The sequence below is a fragment of the Pigmentiphaga sp. YJ18 genome (assembly GCF_038066655.1).
GTDB lineage: Bacteria > Pseudomonadota > Gammaproteobacteria > Burkholderiales > Burkholderiaceae_B > Pigmentiphaga.
Genome location: NZ_JBBUKU010000002.1, coordinates 565975 through 587412 on the forward strand (window position 1 = coordinate 565975; position 21438 = coordinate 587412).

Sequence of the window (21438 nt, forward strand, 5' to 3'; positions counted from 1 at the left end):
GGTACAGTTCGCATGACCAATTTCATCTTCATCCTGGCCGACGACCTGGGCTACGCCGACTTGGGCTGCTACGGCGGCCGCAAGCCCGTCTCGCCCAACCTGGACCGGATGGCCGCGCGAGGCATCCGCTTCACGCAGGGCTATTCCAATTCGCCCGTGTGCTCGCCCACGCGCTTCGGCCTGATCACCGGGCGCTACCAGTACCGCCTGCGCGGCGCGGCCGAGGAACCCATGACCGGCAGGTTCCGCGGCAGCACCGAGATCGGCCTGCCGCCGGCGCATCCGACGCTGCCGTCGCTGCTGCGCGAGCGGGGATATCGAACCGCGTTGATCGGCAAGTGGCACCTGGGCTATCCGCCGCACTTCGGTCCGGAGAAAAGCGGGTACGAGTACCACATCGGCCCCTTGTCGGGGGGCGTGAGCTATTTCAGCCACGTGGACCGCATGGGCAAGCACGACCTCGTGCGCGACGGCGAGCCCGTCAACTACGACGGCCACTATCTGACGGACCTCCTGACCGACGAGGCCGAGACCTATCTGCGCGCGCGCGCCGGCGACCGCCAGCCCTTCCTGCTGAGCCTGCACTACACCGCGCCGCACTGGCCCTGGGAGACGCGCGAGCAGGGCAGTTCCAATCCCGAGACCGACCAGGACATCCGCCACCTGGACGGCGGTTCGGTCCACGTCTACGGCGAGATGATCAAGGCGCTGGACGAGGGCTGCGGACGCGTGCTGAAGGCGCTGGACGACCTGGGCCTGGCCGACGATACGGTGGTCATCTTCACCAGCGACAACGGCGGCGAGCGCTTCTCGGACACCTGGCCGCTGGTGGGGGGCAAGATGGACCTGACCGAAGGCGGCATACGCGTCCCCTACATCGTGCAGTGGGGCGACCGGATCGCGCCCGGCTCGGTCTCGGCGCAGCACTGCATGACGATGGACTGGACGGCGACCATGCTGGACATCGCCGGCGTGCCCGCCCATCCCGATTATCCGTTCGACGGCGTGTCCATGCTGCCGGTGCTGCGCGACCCGGCGCAGGAGTTCCCGCGCGAGCTGTTCTGGCGCATGAACTACCGTGGCCAACGCGCCCTGCGCGACGGGCCATGGAAATACCTGGCCATCGAAGGCAACGAGTATCTGTTCGACCTGTCCGCGGACGAGCGCGAGCGGGCCAACCAGGCGCACCGTCAGCCCGAACGCCTGGCCAGGATGCGCGGTCGCTGCGACGACTGGGATGCCGTTTTCGGCGCCATCCCGGCCGATGCCCGCAGCGAACTGGTCTATACGGACAAGGACATGCCCAGCCGGTGATCCGCTCCGTGCGCCCGGCGCACGGGCCATGTCACAATGCGGGCAGCAGGCCCGCCCCTAGAAGGGCGCATGGCGCTTGGGGGGGCCACCTTGAACCTGAATCAGCTCGACCTGAATTTGCTCCTGATCTTCGATGCGATGATGCGTACTCGCAGCGTCACGCAGACCGGAGAGCGGGTGGGGCTGTCGCAGTCGGCCACCAGCAATTCCCTGCAGCGCCTGCGCCAGGCCTTTGGCGATCCGCTGTTCGTGCGAACGCCCGCGGGCATGCAGCCCACGGCGCTCGCGCTGGACATGGAAGCCGATATCCGCGCAGCGCTGGATCGGCTGCGCTTCGCCGTCGAGCGCGACCGCCAGTTCGATCCGGCCGCCTCGCGCCGTACCTTCCGGCTGCTGTTGAGCGATATCGCCCAGCACTCGCATCTGCCGGCCTTCGTTGCCATGATGCGCGGCCAGGCGCCGGGGGTGGACCTGATCAGCCTGTCGCTGCCGCTGCGGGAGGCGCGCCAGGCCATGGCCGATGGCGAACTGGACCTGGCGGTGGGCTTTCTGCCGGACCTGGGAGCGGATTTCCACCGGCAGGCCTTGTTCACGGAACGCTGGGTGTGTCTGGTCAGTGCCCGCCATCCCTTCATAGGCACGTCCATGACACGCGACCAGTACCTGGACGCGCCGCACCTGAGCTATCGCCCCTCGGCCTCCATACACGCGTCGCTCGACGCGCTGCTGGAGAGCCAGTTCTCGGGGCAGGGGGTACGCCGGAGGGTCGTGCTGTCGGTGCCGTACTTCAGCGGACTGGCCGCGACCATCGCGCAGTCGGACCTGGTCCTGACCGTGCCCCACGGGCCCGCGCTGTCTCTGTCGCGCCAACAGGAACTGCGCATCGTGCCGCTGCCCGTCGAACTGCCGCCCATCGATCTCAACATGCAGTGGCATGATCGCATGCACCGCGACCCGGGCAATGCCTGGTTCCGCCAGATGTTCGCCGCCAATTACTGCGCCGAGCGCTGAGCGCCGCCATGCGCGCGGCGGCGGTTCAGGGATATCCCTCGATATCCGCGCCGTCCATTTCCACCATTCAGACTTTCCATTGGACCGGGTTGGGGCTGCTTCCTAAGATGGCCGGCTGTGGCGGTATTGCCGCCCGATCGAGCATCGATACAAGGAAGAAACATGTCGGGACCCCAGCTTGCTCCAGAAATCGTCATTCCCTCTTCGCCGGCGTTGCCGGTTCATCGCGAGCTTTACTACGGCGGCCAGTGGCAGCGTCCGCGGGGCGGCTACGCGCCCACCTGGAATCCCGCGACGGGGGAGTCGCTGGGCGATTGCGCCCAAGCCAATGCCGAGGACGTGGATGCCGCCGTGCAGGCGGCGCGGGCGGCCTTTCCCGCGTGGAGCCGCATGAAGCCGATCGAGCGCGCCGCGCGGATGCGGCGCGTGGCCGGCGTGTTGCGCGAACACGCCGGCGAGCTCGCGATGCTGGATGCCGCCAACTGCGGCAGCCCCGTGGCCGAGATGGTGCGCGACGCGATGCTGGCTGCCGCGCAGTTCGACTTCTTCGCCGGCCTCGTGACCGAGATCAAAGGCGACACCATTCCCATGGGCGAGGGCATGGTGAACATGTCGGTGCGCGAACCCTATGGCGTGGTGGGGCGCATCGTGGCCTACAACCATCCCTTGATGTTCACGGCGGCCAAGAGCGCGGCCCCGCTGGCGGCGGGCAATACGGTGGTGATGAAGCCGCCGGTGCAGGCGCCGCTGTCGGCCTATCGATGGATGGAACTGATCGACGGCATTCTGCCTCCGGGCGTGCTCAACGTCGTCACCGGGGGAACCGAGTGCGGCGCGGCGCTGGCGGCGCATCCCGATGTTCCCTTCGTTTCGCTGATCGGTAGCGTGGGAACCGGACGAGCTGTGGCCAGGGCCGGTGCCGAACGTCTCAAGCGCATCACCCTCGAGCTGGGAGGCAAGAACGCCTGCATCGTCTATCCCGATGCGGACCTGGAACGTGCCAGCTCCGGCGCCGTGGCCGGCATGAACTTCACATGGAGCGGCCAGTCCTGCGGGTCAACCTCGCGGCTGTTCGTGCACGAGTCCGTCCACGACGAGGTGGTCGCGCGGGTACTGGAGAAAATCCGTCACTACCGGCCGGGCATGCCGACCGATCCGGCCACGACCATGGGAGCCATCGTTTCCCAAGCCCAGTTGGACAAGATCATGCGCTACATCGACCTAGGCATCGGTGAAGGCGCCACCCTGGCCTACGGCGGCAGGCGGCCGCAGGATCCTGAACTGGCCAGGGGCTTCTTCGTCGAGCCCACCGTTTTCACGGGCGTGACGGCCGGCATGCGTATCGCCAACGAGGAGATCTTCGGACCGGTCCTGTCGGTGCTGAAGTGGTCCGACGAGGAAAGCATGTTCGAGCAGGTCAACGCCGTCGAGTACGGGCTGACCGGCGCGGTGTTCACCCGCGACCTGGCGCAGGCGCACCGAGCCGCCGGACGCATCCAGTCGGGTTTCGTCTGGGTCAACCACGCCGGGCCGCATTTCCTGGGCACCAGCTACGGCGGCTACAAGCAGTCGGGTATCGGCCGCGACGAGTCCATCGAGGAACTGCTTTCCTATACGCAGGGGAAAAACATCAACATCGTGTACTGACCTCTTCATGGCCGGCGCCGCGGCCGGCTTTCCAACTCATGCGCCGGCCCAGCCGGCAGACAAGGATAACGATATGAGACACCTTCTGGGCGGCCTGTGCGCCGCATTGGGCATGATCGCGCCGGTGGCCGCGCAAGCACAGGCTTGGAGTCCTTCCAGGCCGGTCACCATCGTCGTGCCGGTGCCGCCGGGATCGAGCACCGACATCCTCGCCCGGATCCTGGCGGAACGGCTGCCAGCGGTACTCGGGCAGACCGTGGTCGTCACCAACCGGCCAGGCGCGAGCGGCCTGATCGGCGCGGCGGCCGTGGCGCGGGCCGAACCGGACGGACATACGCTGCTCCTGACCGCCAGCACGCTGTTCGGCGCGCCCCATGTGCTGCCCAAGGGGGCGGGCGGCGGCGTCGACGTGGTCCGCGATCTGACGCCCGTGGTCAAGACCGCTTCCTCGCCGCTGGTCATCCTGGCCAATCCACAGCTTGGAGTGAAGACGCCGCGGGAACTGGTGGCCTACCTGAAGAAGCATCCCGGCCTGCCGTATGCATCCTCGGGCAATGGGTCGCCGCAGCACATCGCGGGCCAGCTGTTCATGAAGGCGACCGGGACCACCATGATCCACGTCCCGTACAAGGGCGTGATGCCCGCCGTGACCGATACGGTCAGTGGACAGATCAAGCTGGCTTTCGGCGCGCTGGGAGGAGTGGGCGGGTTCATCGACGGCGGCCAACTGGTGGCCGTGGCGGTGGCCGAGAAGCAGCGAACCAGCCTGCTGCCCAACGTGTCGACCCTGACCGAGGCGGGGATAGACGGCGTGGAACTGAACGTGTTCTTCCCCGTGCTGGCGCCGGCCGGCACGCCGGCCACGGCGATCCGGCGCCTGAACCGCGAGATCACCGCGATCATGCAGGCCCCCGAGGTCAAGGAAAAGATGCGTGCCTCGGGGGTCGAGACGTTGGGGGGATCCGTGGAGGACGCCGTTCGGGACGTAAGGGCCGAGTACGACCGCTATGGCAGGGTCGTGGCAGAGTTCGGCATCAAGGAGGAGTAAGTACGGGGGGAACCGGTGCGCCGCCCGGCAGACGGCACATGGCCGAATGGTCATGGACCTGTAACCGCCCCGCGGATAGAATCGCGCCGTTCAGCAACCGTGGACGCCCTGACGTGGGTACTTGTTCGAGAGGCGGGAGCCGGCCGGTTCCCGTGATCGGTGGACTCTCGGCGAGATAGCGCAGGTTTCCTCTGCCGCCGTTTCGCCACAAGGCGGAAGGCGGTTCCGGCCGCGGCGTCCGCGCGTGGCCCATCCCCCCTGATGCTGTCTGTCGCCAGGCGCGGCGGCCCTGCCACGTCCATGTCATGCCTCCACCTCGATTTCCGAAGAGGATCCGTGCGCATCGATCGTTTCCCGTCCCGTGGCCGCCGTGCCGCCGGCCCGCCGCCGTGGCGGCTGGCGCTGGCGCTTGCGGCCTGCTGCGGCGCCAGTTCCGCCCAGGCGGCGCGTCCCATGATCACCGACGATGCCCGCATCGTCGATGCCAAGTCCTGCCAGGTGGAAAGCTGGGTCCGGCGCAATGACGACAGCACCGAGTACTGGGCGATGCCGGCCTGCAATCCCACCGGCAACCTGGAGCTGACGCTGGGCGGCGCGCGCGGCCGGGTGGACGGGCACGTGCGCACGACGGACGTGCAGTTCCAGGTCAAGACGCTGCTCAAGCCGCTGGAAACGGACGGCTGGGGCGTGGGCGTGGCGGCCGGGACGGTGCGCCATCCCCATGCGGCGGGGGCGTCGCGCGACTGGTACGCCTACGTGCCGGCCAGCGTTTCCTTTGCCGGCGACCGGCTGGTCGTGCATGGCAACCTGGGCTGGATGGACGCCGCCGACACGGGCGGCCGCCACGCGACCTGGGGCCTGGGATCCGAGACCCGGTTGGCCGAGCGCACGTGGCTGATCGCCGAGGCTTTCGGACAGGATAGACGCCGGGCGTCCTACCAGTTCGGCGTGCGCCATTGGCTGGTGCCCGACCGGGTCCAGGTCGACGTGACCTATGGCAACCGCATGGGCATGGGCAGGGAAGAGCGATGGATCTCGCTCGGCCTGCGCCTGTTGTCGCCGGCCTTCCTGCCCTGACGCACTTTTTCTCGTTCCTGCCGGAGATCCCGCGGGCCTGGGCGGGTCGAAAGATACTCAACTGAAAGGTTGAATATTTTTCCGGCCCGATATATATTCAACTCTATGGTTGAATATCAAACTTCATCGCTGGATCGCGTCTTTCACGCGCTTGCCGATCCCACCCGCCGCGAGATGCTGCGGCACCTGGCGCAAGGCGAGCGCAAGGTGGGGGACCTGGCCGCGCCCTTCACGATGTCGCTGGCCGCCGCGTCCAAGCATCTGAAGGTGCTGGAGGGCGCCGGCCTGGTACGCCGTCGCGTGCAGGGACGCCTGCATTTCTGCCAGCTCGAGCCCGGGCCCCTGGCCGATGCGCAGGCGTGGCTGAGTGTCTATGAACGCTTCTGGAACACGCGGCTCGACGCCTTGCAGGCGCTGCTGGAAGCCGAAGAAGCAGGGACGCCGGCATCTTCTTCCCGAAAACAGACCCGCAAAGGAACCCGGAAATGAGCAAGCATCCCGATACCGAACTGCGGCTGGAACGCCGCTACGACGCGCCCGCGGAGCGGGTGTTCGCCGCCTGGACCGATCCGGCGCTGGCACGCCGCTGGCGGTCCACGGCCGCCCACGGCGAGTTCCTGGAGCTCGACCCGCCGCGCCGCTTGTCCATGCGCTTCGCGATGCCCGGGCTTGCGCAGGACAGCGACGTGCTGACCGTGGAAATCGTGGCCGACGGCGAAGGCGGCAGCCTGATGCGCTTCGCCCAGTCCGGCCCCGGCATCGCCCGGGAACTGGCGAAGGCGCCCGCCGGGCAGGACAGCGAGTCGGCGGCGGGCTGGCGCGGCATGTTCGACAACCTGGCCGGCGTGCTGGCGAGCCAGGGCGGCCACGGCAGGGAGGAGGCCGAGGGCACGGTGCGCTTCGAACGCCTGTTGCCCGGGCCGATAGAGCGCGTCTGGCGTTGGATTGCCGATTCGGACAAACGGGCGCAGTGGCTGGCGCCGGGCGAACTGCCCACGATGCCGGGACAGTCGTTCGAACTGGTGTTCGACAATGCCCGGCTGTCGCCGCACACCGCGCCGATTCCCGAGCGGCTCAGGAAGTACGAAGGCATCTTCCACAGCCGCCACGAAGTGCTGCGCCTGGACCCGCCGCGCCTGCTGGCGATGACCTGGGGCGGGGGCAAGGAACCGCCGTCCGAGGTCGTGTTCGAACTGACCCCGGAAGGCGACCGGACCCGCCTGACCATCACCCACACCCGCCTGAAGGACCAGGCCACCCGCCTGGACGTCTCCGGCGGCTGGCACGCCCACCTGGCCGTCCTGACCGAACGCCTGGCCGGCCGCACCCCTCCCGCCTTCCTGGCCATGGTCGCCACCATCGAAGACGACTACGCTCAGCGCGAGCCCCGGCATCCGTAGAAAAACAAAAGCCGGAGCAAGCTCCGGCCAAAAAACACCCCAAGACGGCAACAGGAAAGGCGAACCGCAGATTCGCCCCCCCCGCCAGCCTGGTAGTCCCCCAGGATGCGGTGGATCCGGCTCCGCCGGTCCACCCGCATCGCCCCCGGGACCCGGCGCCGGGCCGCCCCAAGGCGGGTCCCGGCCCCCTTTTGGGGGCTGCCGCGTAGCGGCTGGGGGCCCACCATTCGGGGCGCCCGAAGGGCGTAGGGGGGACCCCTACATCGGCATCATGTTCGCATTCATGTTGTGCAGCACCCAGGCGGAGCCGCCCACGATGATCGCGATGATGAGCACGGTGAAGACGAAGGACGACAGGTTCTCGCGCTGCTCGGGCGAGGTGCCCATGTGCAGGAAGAACACCAGCTGGACCAGCAGTTGCAGCACGCACAGCACGACGATGGCCGATACGGCGGCAAAGCCCGTCAGCGCGCCGGTCATCACCACGCCGAAGGACAGCGCGGTCAGTACGATGCAGAGGACGAAGCCGACCACATAGGACTTGACCGAACCATGGCTGGCGTGGGAATCGTGGCCTTCGGCGGTGGAGGAGTGTTGCGCCATTACAGGGCTCCCATCAGGTAGACGAAGGTGAACACGCAGATCCAGACCAGGTCCAGGAAGTGCCAGAACAGGCTCAGGCAGGCCATGCGCCGGCGCACGATCGGATCCAGGCCGTGGCGGCTGATCATGTGCATCATCACGGCCATCCAGATCAGGCCCGAGGTCACGTGCAGGCCGTGGGTGCCGACCAGGGTGAAGAAGGCCGACAGGTAGGCGCTGCGCTGGGGACCGGCGCCCTCGGCGATCAGGTGATGGAATTCATAGATTTCCATGCCGATGAAGCCGGCGCCGAACAGGAAGGTGACCGCCATCCAGGCCAGCACCTTGCTTCGCTGACCGGCATGCAGGGCCAGCATCGCCATGCCGAAGGTCACGCTGCTGACCAGCAGCAGCATGGTCTCGGTCAGCACGAACGACAGGTCGAACAGCTCGCTGCCATGCGGCCCGCCCGCGGTCGCTCCCGACAGCACGGCGAAGGTCGCGAACAGCACCGAGAAAATGAGCAAGTCGCTCATCAGATAGATCCAGAACCCCAGTACGGTCTTGGACCCATCGTCGTGATGCTCATGCCCCCCATGGGCATGATGATCGCCACCGTCCTGGCGATGCGTATGAAGAATTGCTGCGCTACTCATATTGATCTTTAAAAAACCGGCGCTTCGCACCGATACACTGCCACACGACCCAGGATGCGGTGGATCCGGCTTTGCCGGTCCACCCGCATCGCCCCCTGGGGGGCGCGCGTAAGCGCGTAGGGGGGATTTTCTACGCGGCCTGCTTCAGCGACTCGTAGTGGGCGTTCTCGATGCGCGTCACCTCGTCGGCCTTGACGTAGTAGTCAACGTCGCGGTCGTAGGCGCGGGCGATGAAGGCGCCGATCATGCCGGCCAGGCCCAGGCCGGCCAGCCACCAGATGTGCCAGACCAGGGCGAAGCCGAGCAGGGTGCCCGCCACGCCGATGTAGACGCCGGCGCCGGTGTTGCGCGGCATGTGGATGTCTTCGTAGTGGGCGGGACGCTGGTAGGCGACGCCGGTTTCCTTGTCATGCCAGAACTGATCGAGGTGGGACACTTGGGGCACCTTTGCGAAGTTGTAGAACGGCGGAGGAGAGGGAATGGACCATTCCAACGTACGGCCACCCCAGGGGTCGCCGTCGAAGTCGACGTTCTTCTTGCGGTCGCGGATGCTGACGAAGATCTGCAGCAGCAGGAAGAAGATGCCCAGCGCGATGATGACCGCGCCCACCCAGGCGACGATCAGGTACGGCTGCCAGGCCGGGTTGTCGTAGTGGTTCAGGCGGCGCGTCATGCCCATGAAGCCAAGGATGTACAGCGGCATGAAGGCCATGAAGAAGCCGATGAACCAGCACCAGAACGAATACTTGCCCAGGCGCTCGTTCAGCTTGAAGCCGAAGGCCTTGGGGAACCAGTACACCATGGCGGCGATACACCCGAACACGACACCGCCGATGATGGTGTTGTGGAAGTGGGCGATCAGGAACAGGCTGTTGTGCAGCACGAACGAGACCGCGGGAATCGCCATCAGCACGCCGGTCATGCCGCCGATCACGAAGGTGATCATGAAGCCCAGCGTCCACAGCACGGGGGTGGTGATCTCGACCCGGCCGCGGTACATCGTGAACAGCCAGTTGAAGATCTTCACGCCCGTGGGCACCGAGATGATCATCGTCGCGATGCCGAAGAAGGCATTGACGTTGGCCCCCGAGCCCATGGTGAAGAAGTGGTGCAGCCAGACCAGGAACGACAGCACGCCGATCGCGGCCGTGGCGTAGACCATGGACTTGTAGCCGAACAGCGACTTGCGCGAGAAGGTGGCGATGATTTCCGAGAACGCGCCGAAGCAGGGCAGGATCAGGATGTAGACCTCGGGGTGGCCCCAGATCCAGATCAGGTTCACGTACATCATCACGTTGCCGCCGAGCTCGTTCGTGAAGAAGTGCATGCCCAGGTAGCGGTCGGCGGTCAGCAGCGCCAGCGTGGCCGTCAGCACCGGGAAGGCGGCGACGATCAGGATGTTGGTGACCAGGGCGGTCCACGTGAACACCGGCATCTTCATCATCGTCATGCCGGGCGCGCGCATGCGCAGGATCGTAACGATGAAGTTGATGCCGCTGAGCGTGGTCCCCAGCCCTGACAGCTGCAAGGCCCAGATGTAGTAGTCGACCCCCACGCCCGGGCTGTAGTCCAGTCCCGACAGCGGCGGATAGGCCAGCCAGCCGGTGGCGGCGAATTCACCCACGAACAGCGACATCATGATCAGCACGATGCCGCCGCCGAACAGCCAGAAGCTGAGCGAGTTCAGGAACGGGTAGGCCACGTCGCGGGCGCCGATCTGCAGCGGCACGACGATGTTCATCAGGCCCGTGATGAAAGGCATGGCCATGAAGAAGATCATGATCACGCCGTGGGCGGTGAAGATCTGGTCGTAGTGGTGCGGCGGCAGGTAGCCGGCCGAGTCGCTCGAGGCGATGGCCAGCTGCGTGCGCATCATGATGGCATCGGCGAATCCGCGCAGCAGCATGATCAGCGCCACGATGATGTACATGATGCCGATGCGCTTGTGGTCCACCGTGGTCAGCCATTCTTTCCACAGGTAGGTCCACTTGCCGTAATAGGTGACGACGCCAAGCATGGCGGCACCCAGAATGACGACCGCTGCCAGCGTGACCATGACGATGGGTTCATGGTACGGGATGGCATCCAGGGTCAGTTTCCCGAACATCGATTTACTCCGACAAGGCTATCTTGGGGGTGTTGGCAGGCGTGCACATTCCGGTATCCATGCCTGCGGAGGCCATGTACTGGTAAATGATGCCGTCGAACATGGTGGGTTCGGCGCCCGAGTAGTAGGCGACGGGCTCGTGCTCGCTGGGCGAGACCAGGGCCTGGTAGGTTTCGGGGGTCATCTTGCTGGTCGAGGCCTGGGCATTGCGGACCCACTCTTCGAAGTCCGCCTGGCTGCTGGCGATGGCCTTGAAGCGCATGCCCGAGAAACCCGCGCCGCTGTAGTTGGCGGAGATGCCCGCATAGGTGCCGGCTTCGCGCGCGATGAGATGGAGCTTGGTCTCCATGCCCGCCATGGAGTAGATCTGGCTACCCAGGCGCGGGATGAAGAACGAGTTCATGACCGAGGCGGAGGTGATGCGGAAGTTGACGGGCGTATCGACCGGGAACTGGATCTCGTTGACGGTGGCGATCTTGTACTCGGGATAGATGAACAGCCACTTCCAGTCCAGCGACACGACATCGATCTCGATGGGCTTGACCTCGGATTGCAGGGGGCGGTAGGGGTCCAGCGCGTGCGAGCTTTTCCAGGTCAGCACCGCCAGGATGCCGACGATGATGCAGGGGATGGTCCAGACCACGACTTCGATGGCGGTGGAGTGCGACCACGTGGGATCGTATTTGGCCTTCGTGTTGGAGGCGCGGTATTTCCAGGCGAACCACAGGGTCAGGATGATGACCGGCACGACCACCAGCAGCATCAGCCCGGTTGCCGTCAGCAGCAGGGTTTTTTCCTGGGCGCCGATGTCGCCCTTGGGATCGAGGATGTCCATGTTGCAGCCAGCCAGCAGCAACATCATGGCGCCGACACACAATGTGCGTCCCGCGTTCGCGAAGAAGGATTTACTCACGTCCAGCCTTGGTGTGTAGAAACGTTGGCGAAATCCGCCAGTTCTGCATCCTACTGAACGTGTCTAGAGGGAGCCTGCGACAAATAGTCGCGCGCGGTGGGGGCCGGGCACGGCCCTCCGGGGTGGCGTGGCCGGTCGCGCCTTGCATCGCACCATTTGTGGCGAATTGTGACCGGCCGCCCTAGGGACTAGCCCTGCGACAATATGTCGCAGCGATGTACGCCAGGCGGGCGCTTATTCGGGTTCCGGACCGCGTTCGGGCCCGGGCCGCTTGGCCAGCTTGCGCTGCAACGAGCGCCGGTGCATGTTGAGCAGGCGGGCGGCGGCCGAGACGTTGCCGCCGGTTTCGTGCAGCGCCTGCTGGATGTGTTCCCACTCCAGGCGATGCAGGGGAATCATGGTCGATTCCACCGCGACGGCCTCGGCTTTTTCCCGCCCCAGCGCGCGCAGGATCATGTCGGCGGTGGCCGGCTTGGGCAGGTAGTCGTCGGCGCCGCGCTTGATGGCGTCGACGGCGGTGGCCACGCTGGCGTAGCCGGTCACGAGCAGGATGCGCATGTCGGCGCGCAGGGCGCGCAGCGGCTTGATCAGCGTCAGGCCGGAGTCGTCGCTGCTGAGCTTGAGATCGACCAGCGCGAAGCCGGGGCGGATCTCGTCGGCGATGCGCAAGGCCTCGGCGATGGTGGTGGCGGTGCGGGTTTCGAGGCCGCGCCGGGCCAGGCTGCGCTGCAAGGTGCGCAGGTAGAGTTCGTCGTCGTCGACCAGCAGGCCGATATCCAGGTCAGTCATCATGAGGTCACAGTGGTTTCCACGGGCAGTTGGAACTGGATGCGCACGCCGCCGCCTTCGGCGGCGGTCATGGTCATGTCCCCGCCCAGGCGTTCGACGGTGGCGTGCGACAGCGCCAGGCCCACTCCCAGGCCGCCGGGCTTGCCGCTGCGGAACAGCGTGGCGGGCAGGAGCGGCTGGTCGGGGTTCAGGCCGCGTCCGTAGTCGCGCACCACGCCGCGCACCATGCCGCCCTTGCATTCCAGGTGCAGGTCCACGTAGGGGGCGCCGGCCTGGACGCCGGCATCGGCGGCATTGTTCAGCAGCGCCTGGAGCAGGTGGGCGACCGAGGGTTCGACGCGCAGGCCGCGCGGCAGGACGCCGGTGCGGTGCATTTCGACCGTGGGGCGGACCAGTTTCCACTGTTCCACCACGCGTTCCAGTTCCACTTCGGTTGGGACAGCCAGATTGCGCACGCGTTCCCGGCACAGGGCCAGCAGCTCGGTCAGCATCTCGGTGTCGGCGCGCAGGTCGTCGGTATCGGCCTGCGCGGCGATTTCGTCGGCCAGCAGCGTCATGGTGGCCAACGGGGTGTTCAGTTCGTGCGCCATCGAGGCGGCGTGGGTGGCCAGCGCCACGATGCCCTCGTTGCGGGCGAAGCGTTCGCGCAGGTCGGCCAGTTCGCGCTCGCGGTTGCGCAGGTCGGCGGCCAGCCGGGTCGAGAAGATCAGGATCACGCTGACCGAGATCAGGAAGCTGGCGGCGATGCCCCATAGAAGCAGTTCGTAGGCGTCGCCCGGGGCATGCAGCGGATGGCCGAAGATGGCCGCCGCGGCGTAGCCGACCACGCCCGCGCCGGCGGTGGCGTAGGCCCAGCGGTTGGGCAGGGCCATGGCGGCCAGGGCGATCAGGACCAGGAACAGCAGGCCGAAGGGATTGCTGATGCCGCCGCTCCAGGCCACCATCCAGGCCAGCACGACGATGTCCACCAGCATGTGCAGGAAGGCGGTGGCGTGCGAGGGTTCGTCGCCGGTGCGCAGGCGCCAGCCGGCGTAGAGGTTGAACAGCACCAGGGTGGCGACGCCGCTCCACAGCATGCCCAGGGGCAGGTCCACGCCCAGCGGTCCGCTGGCGATGAAGATGGTGGCGGCCTGGCCGCCTATGGCTAGCCAGCGCAGGCTGGACAGCGTGCGGAGGAAGGAGATTTCTGTGCGGCTCATGATGGGGCGATGGCCGGCGGCGGGCGCGCCGGCAGGCTCCATTATGACGCACGCGGCATGGGCGCCGCCGGGCGGCGGCGTGCGCTCAGGCGCGGGAGGCGGGCGGGCCCCGGCGCAAGGCCAGGCCCAGCATGACGAGCGTGATGCCCTGGAACAGCAGGTCCAGCGACAGCAGCAGGCCCAGTATCCACAGGCTGTTCTCGGGCCAGCCCATGGCCACCAGCAATCCGGCCAGCAGCGTGACGGCGCCCGACAGAGCCAGCCAGCCCCAGCCCTGCTGGCCGCGGTGCTGGAACCAGATCCACAGGCGCAGGGCGCCCGAGGCGATCAGGAAGGCGCCCAGCAATAGCGTGAGCATCGCCGCGCCGGCCAGCGGGTTGTACAGGGCGACGCCGCCGGCGATGGCGTAGAGCAGGCCGCCCAGGGTCCAGAACAGGAAGCCGCGCCAGTCCTTGACGCGCCAGGCCTGCACCAGTTGTCCAATGCCGGCCACCAGCATCATGGCGCCGACGAACAGGACGCTGGCGACGGTGGCGGCCAGGACGTAGGCCCCGGCCACGAACCCGAGGACCAGCATCAGCACGCCCAGCGCGACGAACCAGCCCCATCGGGCGCCCAATGTCTTCAAGGTTCCGGTCAAGTCGACGCCACCCGGCACGGGCGTGGGATTCGGAGCATCTGCCATGTCTGTTCCCTCCGTGGTCGGGGACGCCGGGCGTCCCCATACGCGGTGTATCCACCGCATACGGTACCAGCGTCTAGCCGGCGGCGCGCAGCCAATCTTGTAACCGCTGGATCAGGGGACGCTGCCCCTCGATCAGCTTTTCGCGCGCGGCATCCAGGTCGAACCATTCGGCGCGGTCGACCTCGGGGAAGGCCTGGAGGCGGCCGCTGCGCGGAGGCCATTCCAGTTCGAAGGTGTTGCTGCGCAGCGTGGCGGGATCGAAATCGCCATGCAGGGCGAAGGCCACGACTTCCTTGCCGACCTTCTGCCGGACGCGGCCCAGGGGCACCGGCGTGCCCGCGGGCAGGCTGCCCGTTTCTTCGCGGAATTCGCGCAGCGCGGCGGCGGCGTCGTCCTCGCCGGGCTCGGGCGCGCCCTTGGGGATGGACCAGGCGCCGGCATCGCGCTTGCGCCAGAAGGGGCCGCCCGGGTGGACCAGCAGGACTTCCCAGCCGCGCGCCCCCTGGCGATACAGCAGCAGGCCGGCGCTGGACGCCCGGGCGGGCGTGGCGGACCGCTGGGCGGGGGTCATGGCCGGCTGCCCTGGGTGGCGGGTGGAGCGGCGCGGCGCATGTCGGCATAGGCCAGGCCGAAGATGGCCAGGCCGCCCACGGCCAGCAGCAAACCGACCCAGCCGGTCGAGGCCCAGCCCAGGCCGGCCGAGATCGTCAGGCCGCCCAGCCACGCGCCCAGCGCGTTGGCGAGGTTGAAGGCGGAATGGTTCAGGGCCGCGGCCAGCGTCTGCGCGTCGCCGGCGACGTCCATCAGGCGGATCTGCAAGGCCGGGCCGATGGCCACGACGGTGCCGATCAGGAACACGTTGAAGGCGCCCAGCCAGATGTTGGAGGCGGTCAGGCAGAACAGGCCCAGCACCAGTCCCGACCAGACCAGCAGTCCACCTATGGTCGGCATCAGCGCCTTGTCCGCGAGCCGCGAGCCGACCAGGTTGCCGGTCACCATGCCCACGCCGAACAGCGCCAGGACGAAGGGAACCCCGTGCACCGGCAGGCCGGCGAGTTCCATCAACGTGGGCTTGATGTAGCTGAACACCGCGAACATGCCGCCGAAGCCGATCGCGCCTATGCCCAGCGTCAGCCAGACCTGCTTGCGGCGCAGCGCGCCGAGTTCGCGCCAGGGGCTGGCGCCTTCGCTGGCCGGGATGTCGGGAATCCAGCGCCAGACCAGCAGCGAGGCCAGGACGCCGATCACGCCCACCAGGGCGAAGGCGGCGCGCCATCCCAGCCATTGGCCCAGGCCCGTGGCCAGCGGCACGCCGACCAGCGTGGCCACGGTCAGGCCCAGCATGACGTAGCCCACGGCTCGCGCGCGCTGGCCAGCCGGCGCCAGGTGCGCGGCGACCAGGGCGGCCACGCCGAAATAGGTGCCATGGGGTAGCCCTGTCATCAGCCGCATCAGGATCATGGACAGGTAGCCCGGTGCCGCCGCGCTGGCGAAATTGCCCAGCGCGAAGAAGACCATCAGCGCCACGAGCAGCGCGCGGCGCGGCATGCGGGCGCCCAGCACCGCCAGCACCGGCGCGCCCACGACGACGCCCAGCGCATAGGCGCTGATCAGGTGTCCGGCGGCGGGGATGGAGATGCCGAGATCCTGGGCCGCGTCGGGCAGCAGCCCCATGATGACGAATTCGCCGGTGCCGATGCCGAATCCGCCCAGTCCGAGCGCGAGCAGGGCGCGGCCGAAGGAGGGCGGCGGCGTGGCTCCGGGGGGCGAATCGGGAAGGGCGGAAGGCGGGGAGGAGGGGGCGTGCATGGCGGGGACGATGTGGCCGCGCGAGCGCGGGAAAGGCAAGTCCGATAGCTTAGCAGGTGCAGGTTGCAGTGCACAAAAACGTGGCCGTCGGCCGCGGGCTATGATGCGGGCGAGAACGCGGCCCTTGCCCGGACCGCGACGCCGGAACCATGACGGAGGCCCCATGAGCGACATCACCATCTATCACAACCCCGCGTGCGGCACCTCGCGCAAGGTCCTGGCCCTGCTGGAGGAGCGCGGCCTCGAACCCACCGTCGTCGAGTACCTGAAGACGCCGCCCAGCCGCGATACGCTCAAGGGCCTGATCGCCGCGATGGGCTTGCCGATACGCGAAGCGATGCGGGTCAAGGGCAGTCCCTACGAGGAACTGGGACTGGGCGACCCGAAGTGGAGCGACGACGAATTGCTCGACTTCATGATGCAGCACCCCATCCTGATCAACCGTCCCATCGTCGTGACGCCGCGCGGCACGCGGCTGTGCCGGCCGATGGAGACGGTGCTGGAACTCCTGCCCTAGCAACCGGCCGCGGTTCCCGTACCGAGGCTGTCGGCGTTCGACGCGGATCAGAGCAGGATCCGGCCTTCGATGCAGTCGGCCACGTCGCCGCCCACCCAGATGTCGTCCGCTTCGCGGCTGACGTGCACCCGTCCGGCCCGGCCCAGGGCGGTGCCCTGGCTGGCAATGTAGCGGTCGGGCGCAAGCCCCGCGCCGATCAGCCACTGCGCGATGCCGGCGTTCAGGCTGCCGGTCACGGGGTCTTCGGGCACGCCCAAGCCCGGGGCGAAGGCGCGTACTTCGAACTGGGCCTCGGTGCCGTCCACGGCGGAATCCCAGGGCGCGACGACGCCGAGCTTGAGCATGCCCAGGGCGGCGTGGTCCGGCTGCACGGCCAGGACCTGCGCGCGCGAGGCGAGCATGACCGCCATCCAGGCGGGCCCGTTGTCCACCCAGTTGGCGGCGCGTATGGCTGCCGGTGGAATGCCCAGGCCCCGCGCGGCCTGCGCGAGCGTGGCGGGATCGACGTCGCCGGCCCGGCGCAGCGGCGGCGCCGCGAATGCCAGGCGGCCCCGCGCGCGCCGTATCCGGACCAGCCCCACGCCGCATTCCTGAACGATGTCCGGCCCTTGCGGCTGGCCGCCCGCCCGCAGCCAGGCATGGCAACTGCCCAGCGTGGGGTGGCCGGCGAAGGGCAGTTCGCCGCCGGGCGTGAAGATGCGTACCCGATAGTCGGCGCCAGCCTGGGTGGGGCGCAGCAGGAAGGTGGTCTCGCTCAGTCCGGTCCAGCGGGCGAGCGCGGCCATGCGTGCTTCGTCGAGATCGTCGGCGCCGTGCACGACGGCCAGCGGGTTGCCTCGCAGCGGGACGGCGGTGAACACGTCCACCTGGCTGAAGTCGTGGGAAGAGGGGGCCGGTGTCGTCATGGGTATCGAATCAAACGTAGCTGGACAGCAGGATATTGGTTTCGGTGTTGGCGATGCCGGGAATCAGCCGGATGCGTTCGAGCGCGCGATCGAAGTCCTCGAGGTTCTCGGCCCGCAGTTCGGCCACGATATCCCACCTGCCGTTGGTGGTGTGCAAGGCCTGGATGGCCGGTTCGCCGCGCAGGGACTGCAGGACGCGGCGGGCCGTGTTGCCCTCGATTTCTATGCTCGTCCACGCGCGTATGCCGCGGGGCTCGGCGTCGGGCCGCAGGCGCACGGTGTAGCCCAGGATGATCCCCTGTTCCTCCAGGCGGGCAAGGCGATTCTGGACCGTGCCGCGCGAGACGCGCAGTTTCTGGGCAAGGGTGGAGACCGGCGTGCGCGCGTTGTCGCGCAGCAGGGCGATCAGGCGATGGTCGACGTCGTCCATGGCGTATCCCCGGTGCGTAAGAGGATGCCAAAACGATAGCAGAGTCTGGCGTTATGGCAATCCATGGGCAGAAATGCCCAATTTCTTGCACTCCTTCTTGACGGCACGGACGAGCAGAATGAGGGAAAGGCCAGCCCGGCCGCAGCAGGTGGAAAGGAGCGCACGTGAAGACCGAAGCCAGGATCCTGATGGTCGAGCCCCGGTATTTCGACGTCAGCTATCGCATCAATCCGTGGATGCAGCCCGATGCGTGGGCGCGCGACCCCAAGGGGTGCGCGGCCGCCGCGAACGCAGCGTCGCGGGCCCTGCGCCGCGCGCTGGAGCGCGCCGGCTGCGAGGTGGTCATGCGCGCGGGCAGCCCGGGCCTTCCCGACATGGTCTTTCCCGCCAATGCCGCCATCGTGCTCGACGAACGGGCCCTGCTGGCCCGCTTCCGCTATCCGCAGCGCCAGGGCGAGGAAGCCGCCTTTCTGGCGATGTTCCGCGCGCTGCGCGATGAAGGCCTGCTGGCGGAGGTGGGGCAGTTTCCCCAAGGATGCTTCCAGGAAGGGGCGGGCGACGCCATCTGGGATGTCCGCCGGAACTGGTTCTGGGCTGCCTACGGCCCCCGGTCTTCGCGCGAGTCGCTGGCCCGCATCGGCGAGTTCTTCGGCAAGGAAACGGTGGCGATGGAACTGGTGTCCGACCGCTGCTATCACCTGGACGTGTGCTTCTGCCCGCTGGCGGGCGGCGAGATCCTGTATTTCCCGCCGGCGTTGACTCCCCAGGCCTTGCGCAACCTGCGCGAACGCGTGCCGGCGGACCTGCTGATCGAGGCCACGGAGGACGACCTGGCGCGCTTCAGCGTGAACGCGGTCAGCGTGGGCCGGGAAGTCGTCATGGCCACGCCCGCCGACCGCCTGCGGGCCGTGCTGGCCGAGCGTGGCTATCGCGTGACGCCGGTGGATCTCGCGCCCTTCATGATGTCCGGCGGGGGCGCTTATTGCATGACCTTGCGCCTGGATCGCGCGAGCCAGGCCGATGGCGCCCGGCCCGCACTCGCCAGGGAGGCCGCGACGGCCTGAGGAGGGCATATGAAGACGCGCTATCTGGATGCGGGCACGGTGGCCCGCATGATCGGCGAATACGGAACGGTGCGCGTGCTCGAACTGCTGGCGCGCGACATCCGCGACGACTACCTGCGCTGGCCGGAGTTCGAGAAGTGCGCCAGGATGGCGCATCATTCCAGCATGGGGGTGATCGAGCTGATGCCCGTGTCCGACGGCAGGCGCTATGCCTTCAAGTACGTCAACGGCCACCCCGGCAACGCGCTGAGCGGCCTGCCCACCGTGCTGGCGTTCGGCGTCCTGGCCGACGTGGCGACCGGATATCCCCTGCTGCTGGCGGACCTGACCCTGGCGACGGCGCTGCGCACCGCGGCGACCTCGGCGCTGGCGGCCCGCGCCATGGCGCGTCCAGGCGCTCGCGTCATGGCGTTGATCGGCAACGGCGCGCAGAGCGAGTTCCAGGCGCTGGCATTCCATACGCTGGTGGGCATTACCGAGATCCGCGCCTACGACATCGACCGCCACGCCACCGACAAGCTCATGGCCAACCTGGCCGGGGTCGAGGGGCTGCGCGTGACGGCCGCGGGCACGGCCGAGGCGGCCGTGCGGAGCGCGGACATCGTGACCACCGCGACCGCCGACAAGCGCCGCGCCTCGGTGCTGCGGCCGCAGTGGCTGGCACCGGGCACGCACGTGAACGCGGTGGGGGGCGACAGTCCCGGCAAGACCGAGCTGCATCCGGCCATCCTGCGGCAGGCCCGCATCGTGGTGGAGTACGAGGCCCAGACCCGCATCGAGGGCGAGATCCAGCAACTGCCGGCCAGCGCGCCGGTGGTGCCGCTGTGGCAGGTGCTGTCCGGTGCGCGGCCGGGACGGGAAACGCCGGAACAGACAACGGTGTTCGATTCGGTGGGCTTCGCGCTGGAGGATTTCTCGGCTCTGCGCTGCCTGCTGGACCTGGCCCTGGCCACCGGGTCCGGACAGGACGTGCAACTGGTGCCCGAGCTGGCGGACCCGCGCAACCTGTATGCGCTGCTGGCCGTCCGGACCCGGGCCGCCGAGCCGGCGGCCGCTACATCCTGACCCAGCCGCGCGCGACCATCACGTGCAGGGCCAGGCCCAGCAGGAAGCCCGCGGCGACGTTCCACATGCACAGGGCGGCGGTGGCCAGCGCCACCAGGCGCTGGTTCTTGTCCGCCGGCAGGATGCTGCTGCCCAGCGCCAGCTGGGCGCCGGTCAGGAACAGGATCACGCCCAGGATGGACAGCGGGAAGAGCTTGAACAGCAGCGAAACGCCGGCGCTGAAGAACAGCGCGAGCACCAGCAGGATGACACCCAGGATGACCAGCGCGCCGCCCGTGCGGGCACCGAAGGCCACGTGGCCGGCCATGCCGCCCGCGCCGTGGCACATGGGCACTCCGCCGACCACCGAGCTGAACACGTTCATGACGCCGGTCGAGGTCGCCAGGCCGTTCTCGGTCACGGGGCGCTGGGGGAACAGGCGGTTGTTTTCTTCCTTGACCGCGATGACGGCGTTGCCCAGCGTGAGCGGGAGCTGGGGCAGGGCCAGCAGCACCGCGCCTATCGCCAGTTCGTGCAGGCCGACGTCCGACAGCGCGAACGAGGGCGTGGGCAGCCCGAACGGAACCTGCGCCAGTTCATGCAGCAGCGCGGGCTGGCGCCAGGCCCCCACCGCCGCGCCGAAGACCAGCAGCACGAACATCGCGGGCAGGGTGCGGTTGCCCATCAGCAGCAGCGTGCCCACGCCCGCCACCGCCGCGATGGGCCAATCGGTCTGCATCATCTTCACGCCTTCCAGCATGAAGCCGAAGCCCAGCCCCAGCATGATGCCCAGCACCACGGCGGGCGGGACCAGGCGCGTGACGCGCGCGGCCATGCCGCTCAGTCCCAGGAACAGCCATGCCACCCCGGTCGCGAGCGCGGCGCCGTAGACGGCCCCCGGGGTCACGACAGCGGTCTGAGCGGCCTGCGTGACCGCTACCGCGCCTATGGCCTTCATGGGCTGCACGGGGATGGGGGTCTTGTAGTGGAGGCCGCAGGCCAGCATGCACAGGCCGAAGGCGAACAGCACGCCGAACGGATCGAGCTTGAGCACGCCGATGTAGGCGGCGACGAAGGGAATCAGGGTGCCGAGATCGCCGAAGGCGCCCGCCCATTCCATGCGGTCGTAGCGATTGCCCGTGGCGGTTGGTTGCGGCACGGAGTGGCTGGCGGGTTCTTGCACCCGGACCCCCTTGCTATGCGGACGAAAGAAAAGGCGATTGTCGGCCACCCCGCCAGGC

Annotated in this window: 21 protein-coding genes and 1 pseudogene; 10 read left to right on the forward strand and 12 right to left on the reverse strand. The window is 68.0% G+C overall.

What is annotated here, in order from left to right; translation table 11 throughout:
* Positions 1 to 12: 12 nt before the first annotated feature.
* From WKR98_RS16440 to WKR98_RS16470, 7 genes are all read left to right on the forward strand, one after another.
* Positions 13 to 1314, forward strand: a complete 1302-nt coding sequence (locus WKR98_RS16440) for a sulfatase family protein (protein ID WP_124689615.1) — start codon at positions 13 to 15, stop codon at positions 1312 to 1314.
* Positions 1315 to 1383: 69 nt separating this feature from the next.
* Entirely contained in the window at positions 1384 to 2325 is a 942-nt protein-coding gene (locus WKR98_RS16445; RefSeq protein ID WP_161567822.1) for a LysR family transcriptional regulator, read from the forward strand.
* A gap of 162 nt (positions 2326 to 2487) precedes the next feature.
* Positions 2488 to 3972 carry an aldehyde dehydrogenase family protein gene (locus WKR98_RS16450; protein ID WP_341434141.1) on the forward strand — a complete coding sequence of 495 codons (1485 nt, stop codon included), beginning with the start codon at positions 2488 to 2490 and terminating at the stop codon, positions 3970 to 3972.
* A 73-nt stretch (positions 3973 to 4045) separates the two neighbouring features.
* Positions 4046 to 5020, forward strand: a complete 975-nt coding sequence (locus tag WKR98_RS16455; RefSeq protein WP_341434142.1) for a Bug family tripartite tricarboxylate transporter substrate binding protein — start codon at positions 4046 to 4048, stop codon at positions 5018 to 5020.
* 336 nt (positions 5021 to 5356) lie between these two features.
* The gene (locus WKR98_RS16460; protein ID WP_238159977.1) at positions 5357 to 6097 is read left to right on the forward strand and encodes a hypothetical protein; all 741 of its coding nucleotides are present in this window, start codon (positions 5357 to 5359) and stop codon (positions 6095 to 6097) included.
* 105 nt (positions 6098 to 6202) lie between these two features.
* Positions 6203 to 6586, forward strand: a complete 384-nt coding sequence (locus WKR98_RS16465; RefSeq protein ID WP_341434143.1) for an ArsR/SmtB family transcription factor — start codon at positions 6203 to 6205, stop codon at positions 6584 to 6586.
* On the forward strand, positions 6583 to 7497 hold the full coding sequence (locus WKR98_RS16470; RefSeq protein WP_341434144.1) for an SRPBCC domain-containing protein: 915 nt from the start codon (positions 6583 to 6585) through the stop codon (positions 7495 to 7497). The genes WKR98_RS16465 and WKR98_RS16470 overlap by 4 nt, the downstream gene beginning before the upstream one ends.
* A 258-nt stretch (positions 7498 to 7755) precedes the next feature.
* Here WKR98_RS16470 and cyoD read toward each other — a convergent pair whose 3' ends face one another.
* From cyoD to WKR98_RS16515, 9 genes are all read right to left on the reverse strand, one after another.
* Positions 7756 to 8100, reverse strand: coding sequence for a cytochrome o ubiquinol oxidase subunit IV (gene cyoD, locus WKR98_RS16475; RefSeq protein WP_124689609.1), 345 nt, complete (start codon positions 8098 to 8100; stop codon positions 7756 to 7758).
* Positions 8100 to 8735, reverse strand: a complete 636-nt coding sequence (cyoC, locus tag WKR98_RS16480; RefSeq protein ID WP_124689608.1) for a cytochrome o ubiquinol oxidase subunit III — start codon at positions 8733 to 8735, stop codon at positions 8100 to 8102. Before cyoC ends, cyoD begins: the two co-directional genes overlap by 1 nt.
* Positions 8736 to 8865: 130 nt before the next feature.
* Positions 8866 to 10842: a cytochrome o ubiquinol oxidase subunit I gene (gene cyoB / locus WKR98_RS16485; RefSeq protein WP_124689607.1), complete on the reverse strand. Its 1977-nt coding sequence runs from the start codon at positions 10840 to 10842 to the stop codon at positions 8866 to 8868.
* 4 nt (positions 10843 to 10846) lie between these two features.
* Positions 10847 to 11755, reverse strand: a complete 909-nt coding sequence (gene cyoA / locus WKR98_RS16490) for a ubiquinol oxidase subunit II (RefSeq protein WP_370283013.1) — start codon at positions 11753 to 11755, stop codon at positions 10847 to 10849.
* Positions 11756 to 11989: 234 nt separating this feature from the next.
* The gene (locus tag WKR98_RS16495; RefSeq protein ID WP_124692356.1) at positions 11990 to 12544 is read right to left on the reverse strand and encodes a response regulator transcription factor; all 555 of its coding nucleotides are present in this window, start codon (positions 12542 to 12544) and stop codon (positions 11990 to 11992) included.
* The gene (locus tag WKR98_RS16500) at positions 12544 to 13746 is read right to left on the reverse strand and encodes an ATP-binding protein (RefSeq protein ID WP_192901833.1); all 1203 of its coding nucleotides are present in this window, start codon (positions 13744 to 13746) and stop codon (positions 12544 to 12546) included. The genes WKR98_RS16495 and WKR98_RS16500 overlap by 1 nt, the downstream gene beginning before the upstream one ends.
* A gap of 82 nt (positions 13747 to 13828) precedes the next feature.
* Positions 13829 to 14428, reverse strand: a complete 600-nt coding sequence (locus WKR98_RS16505; RefSeq protein ID WP_124689604.1) for an HdeD family acid-resistance protein — start codon at positions 14426 to 14428, stop codon at positions 13829 to 13831.
* A gap of 73 nt (positions 14429 to 14501) precedes the next feature.
* Positions 14502 to 14999, reverse strand: a complete 498-nt coding sequence (locus WKR98_RS16510; protein ID WP_341434145.1) for an NUDIX domain-containing protein — start codon at positions 14997 to 14999, stop codon at positions 14502 to 14504.
* Positions 14996 to 16237 carry an MFS transporter gene (locus tag WKR98_RS16515; protein WP_341434146.1) on the reverse strand — a complete coding sequence of 414 codons (1242 nt, stop codon included), beginning with the start codon at positions 16235 to 16237 and terminating at the stop codon, positions 14996 to 14998. Before WKR98_RS16515 ends, WKR98_RS16510 begins: the two co-directional genes overlap by 4 nt.
* Positions 16238 to 16400: 163 nt before the next feature.
* Here WKR98_RS16515 and arsC point away from each other — a divergent pair.
* A pseudogene (gene arsC, locus WKR98_RS16520) lies at positions 16401 to 16751 on the forward strand (arsenate reductase (glutaredoxin)); the annotation flags it as partial.
* Between the two features lie 50 nt (positions 16752 to 16801).
* Here arsC and WKR98_RS16525 read toward each other — a convergent pair.
* A complete protein-coding gene (locus WKR98_RS16525) occupies positions 16802 to 17659 on the reverse strand; it encodes a PhzF family phenazine biosynthesis protein (RefSeq protein ID WP_124689600.1) in 858 nt (285 codons plus the stop codon).
* 10 nt (positions 17660 to 17669) lie between these two features.
* Positions 17670 to 18089, reverse strand: a complete 420-nt coding sequence (locus WKR98_RS16530) for an Lrp/AsnC family transcriptional regulator (protein WP_341434147.1) — start codon at positions 18087 to 18089, stop codon at positions 17670 to 17672.
* A gap of 188 nt (positions 18090 to 18277) precedes the next feature.
* Between WKR98_RS16530 and WKR98_RS16535 the strand changes: the two genes are divergently transcribed.
* Entirely contained in the window at positions 18278 to 19153 is an 876-nt protein-coding gene (locus WKR98_RS16535) for a dimethylarginine dimethylaminohydrolase family protein (RefSeq protein ID WP_341434482.1), read from the forward strand.
* A 9-nt stretch (positions 19154 to 19162) separates the two neighbouring features.
* Positions 19163 to 20218, forward strand: coding sequence for an ornithine cyclodeaminase (locus WKR98_RS16540; protein WP_341434148.1), 1056 nt, complete (start codon positions 19163 to 19165; stop codon positions 20216 to 20218).
* Here the strand turns inward: WKR98_RS16540 and WKR98_RS16545 are convergent.
* Positions 20208 to 21380 carry a putative sulfate/molybdate transporter gene (locus WKR98_RS16545; RefSeq protein WP_341434149.1) on the reverse strand — a complete coding sequence of 391 codons (1173 nt, stop codon included), beginning with the start codon at positions 21378 to 21380 and terminating at the stop codon, positions 20208 to 20210. The genes WKR98_RS16540 and WKR98_RS16545 overlap by 11 nt on opposite strands.
* Between the last annotated feature and the right edge of the window lie 58 nt (positions 21381 to 21438).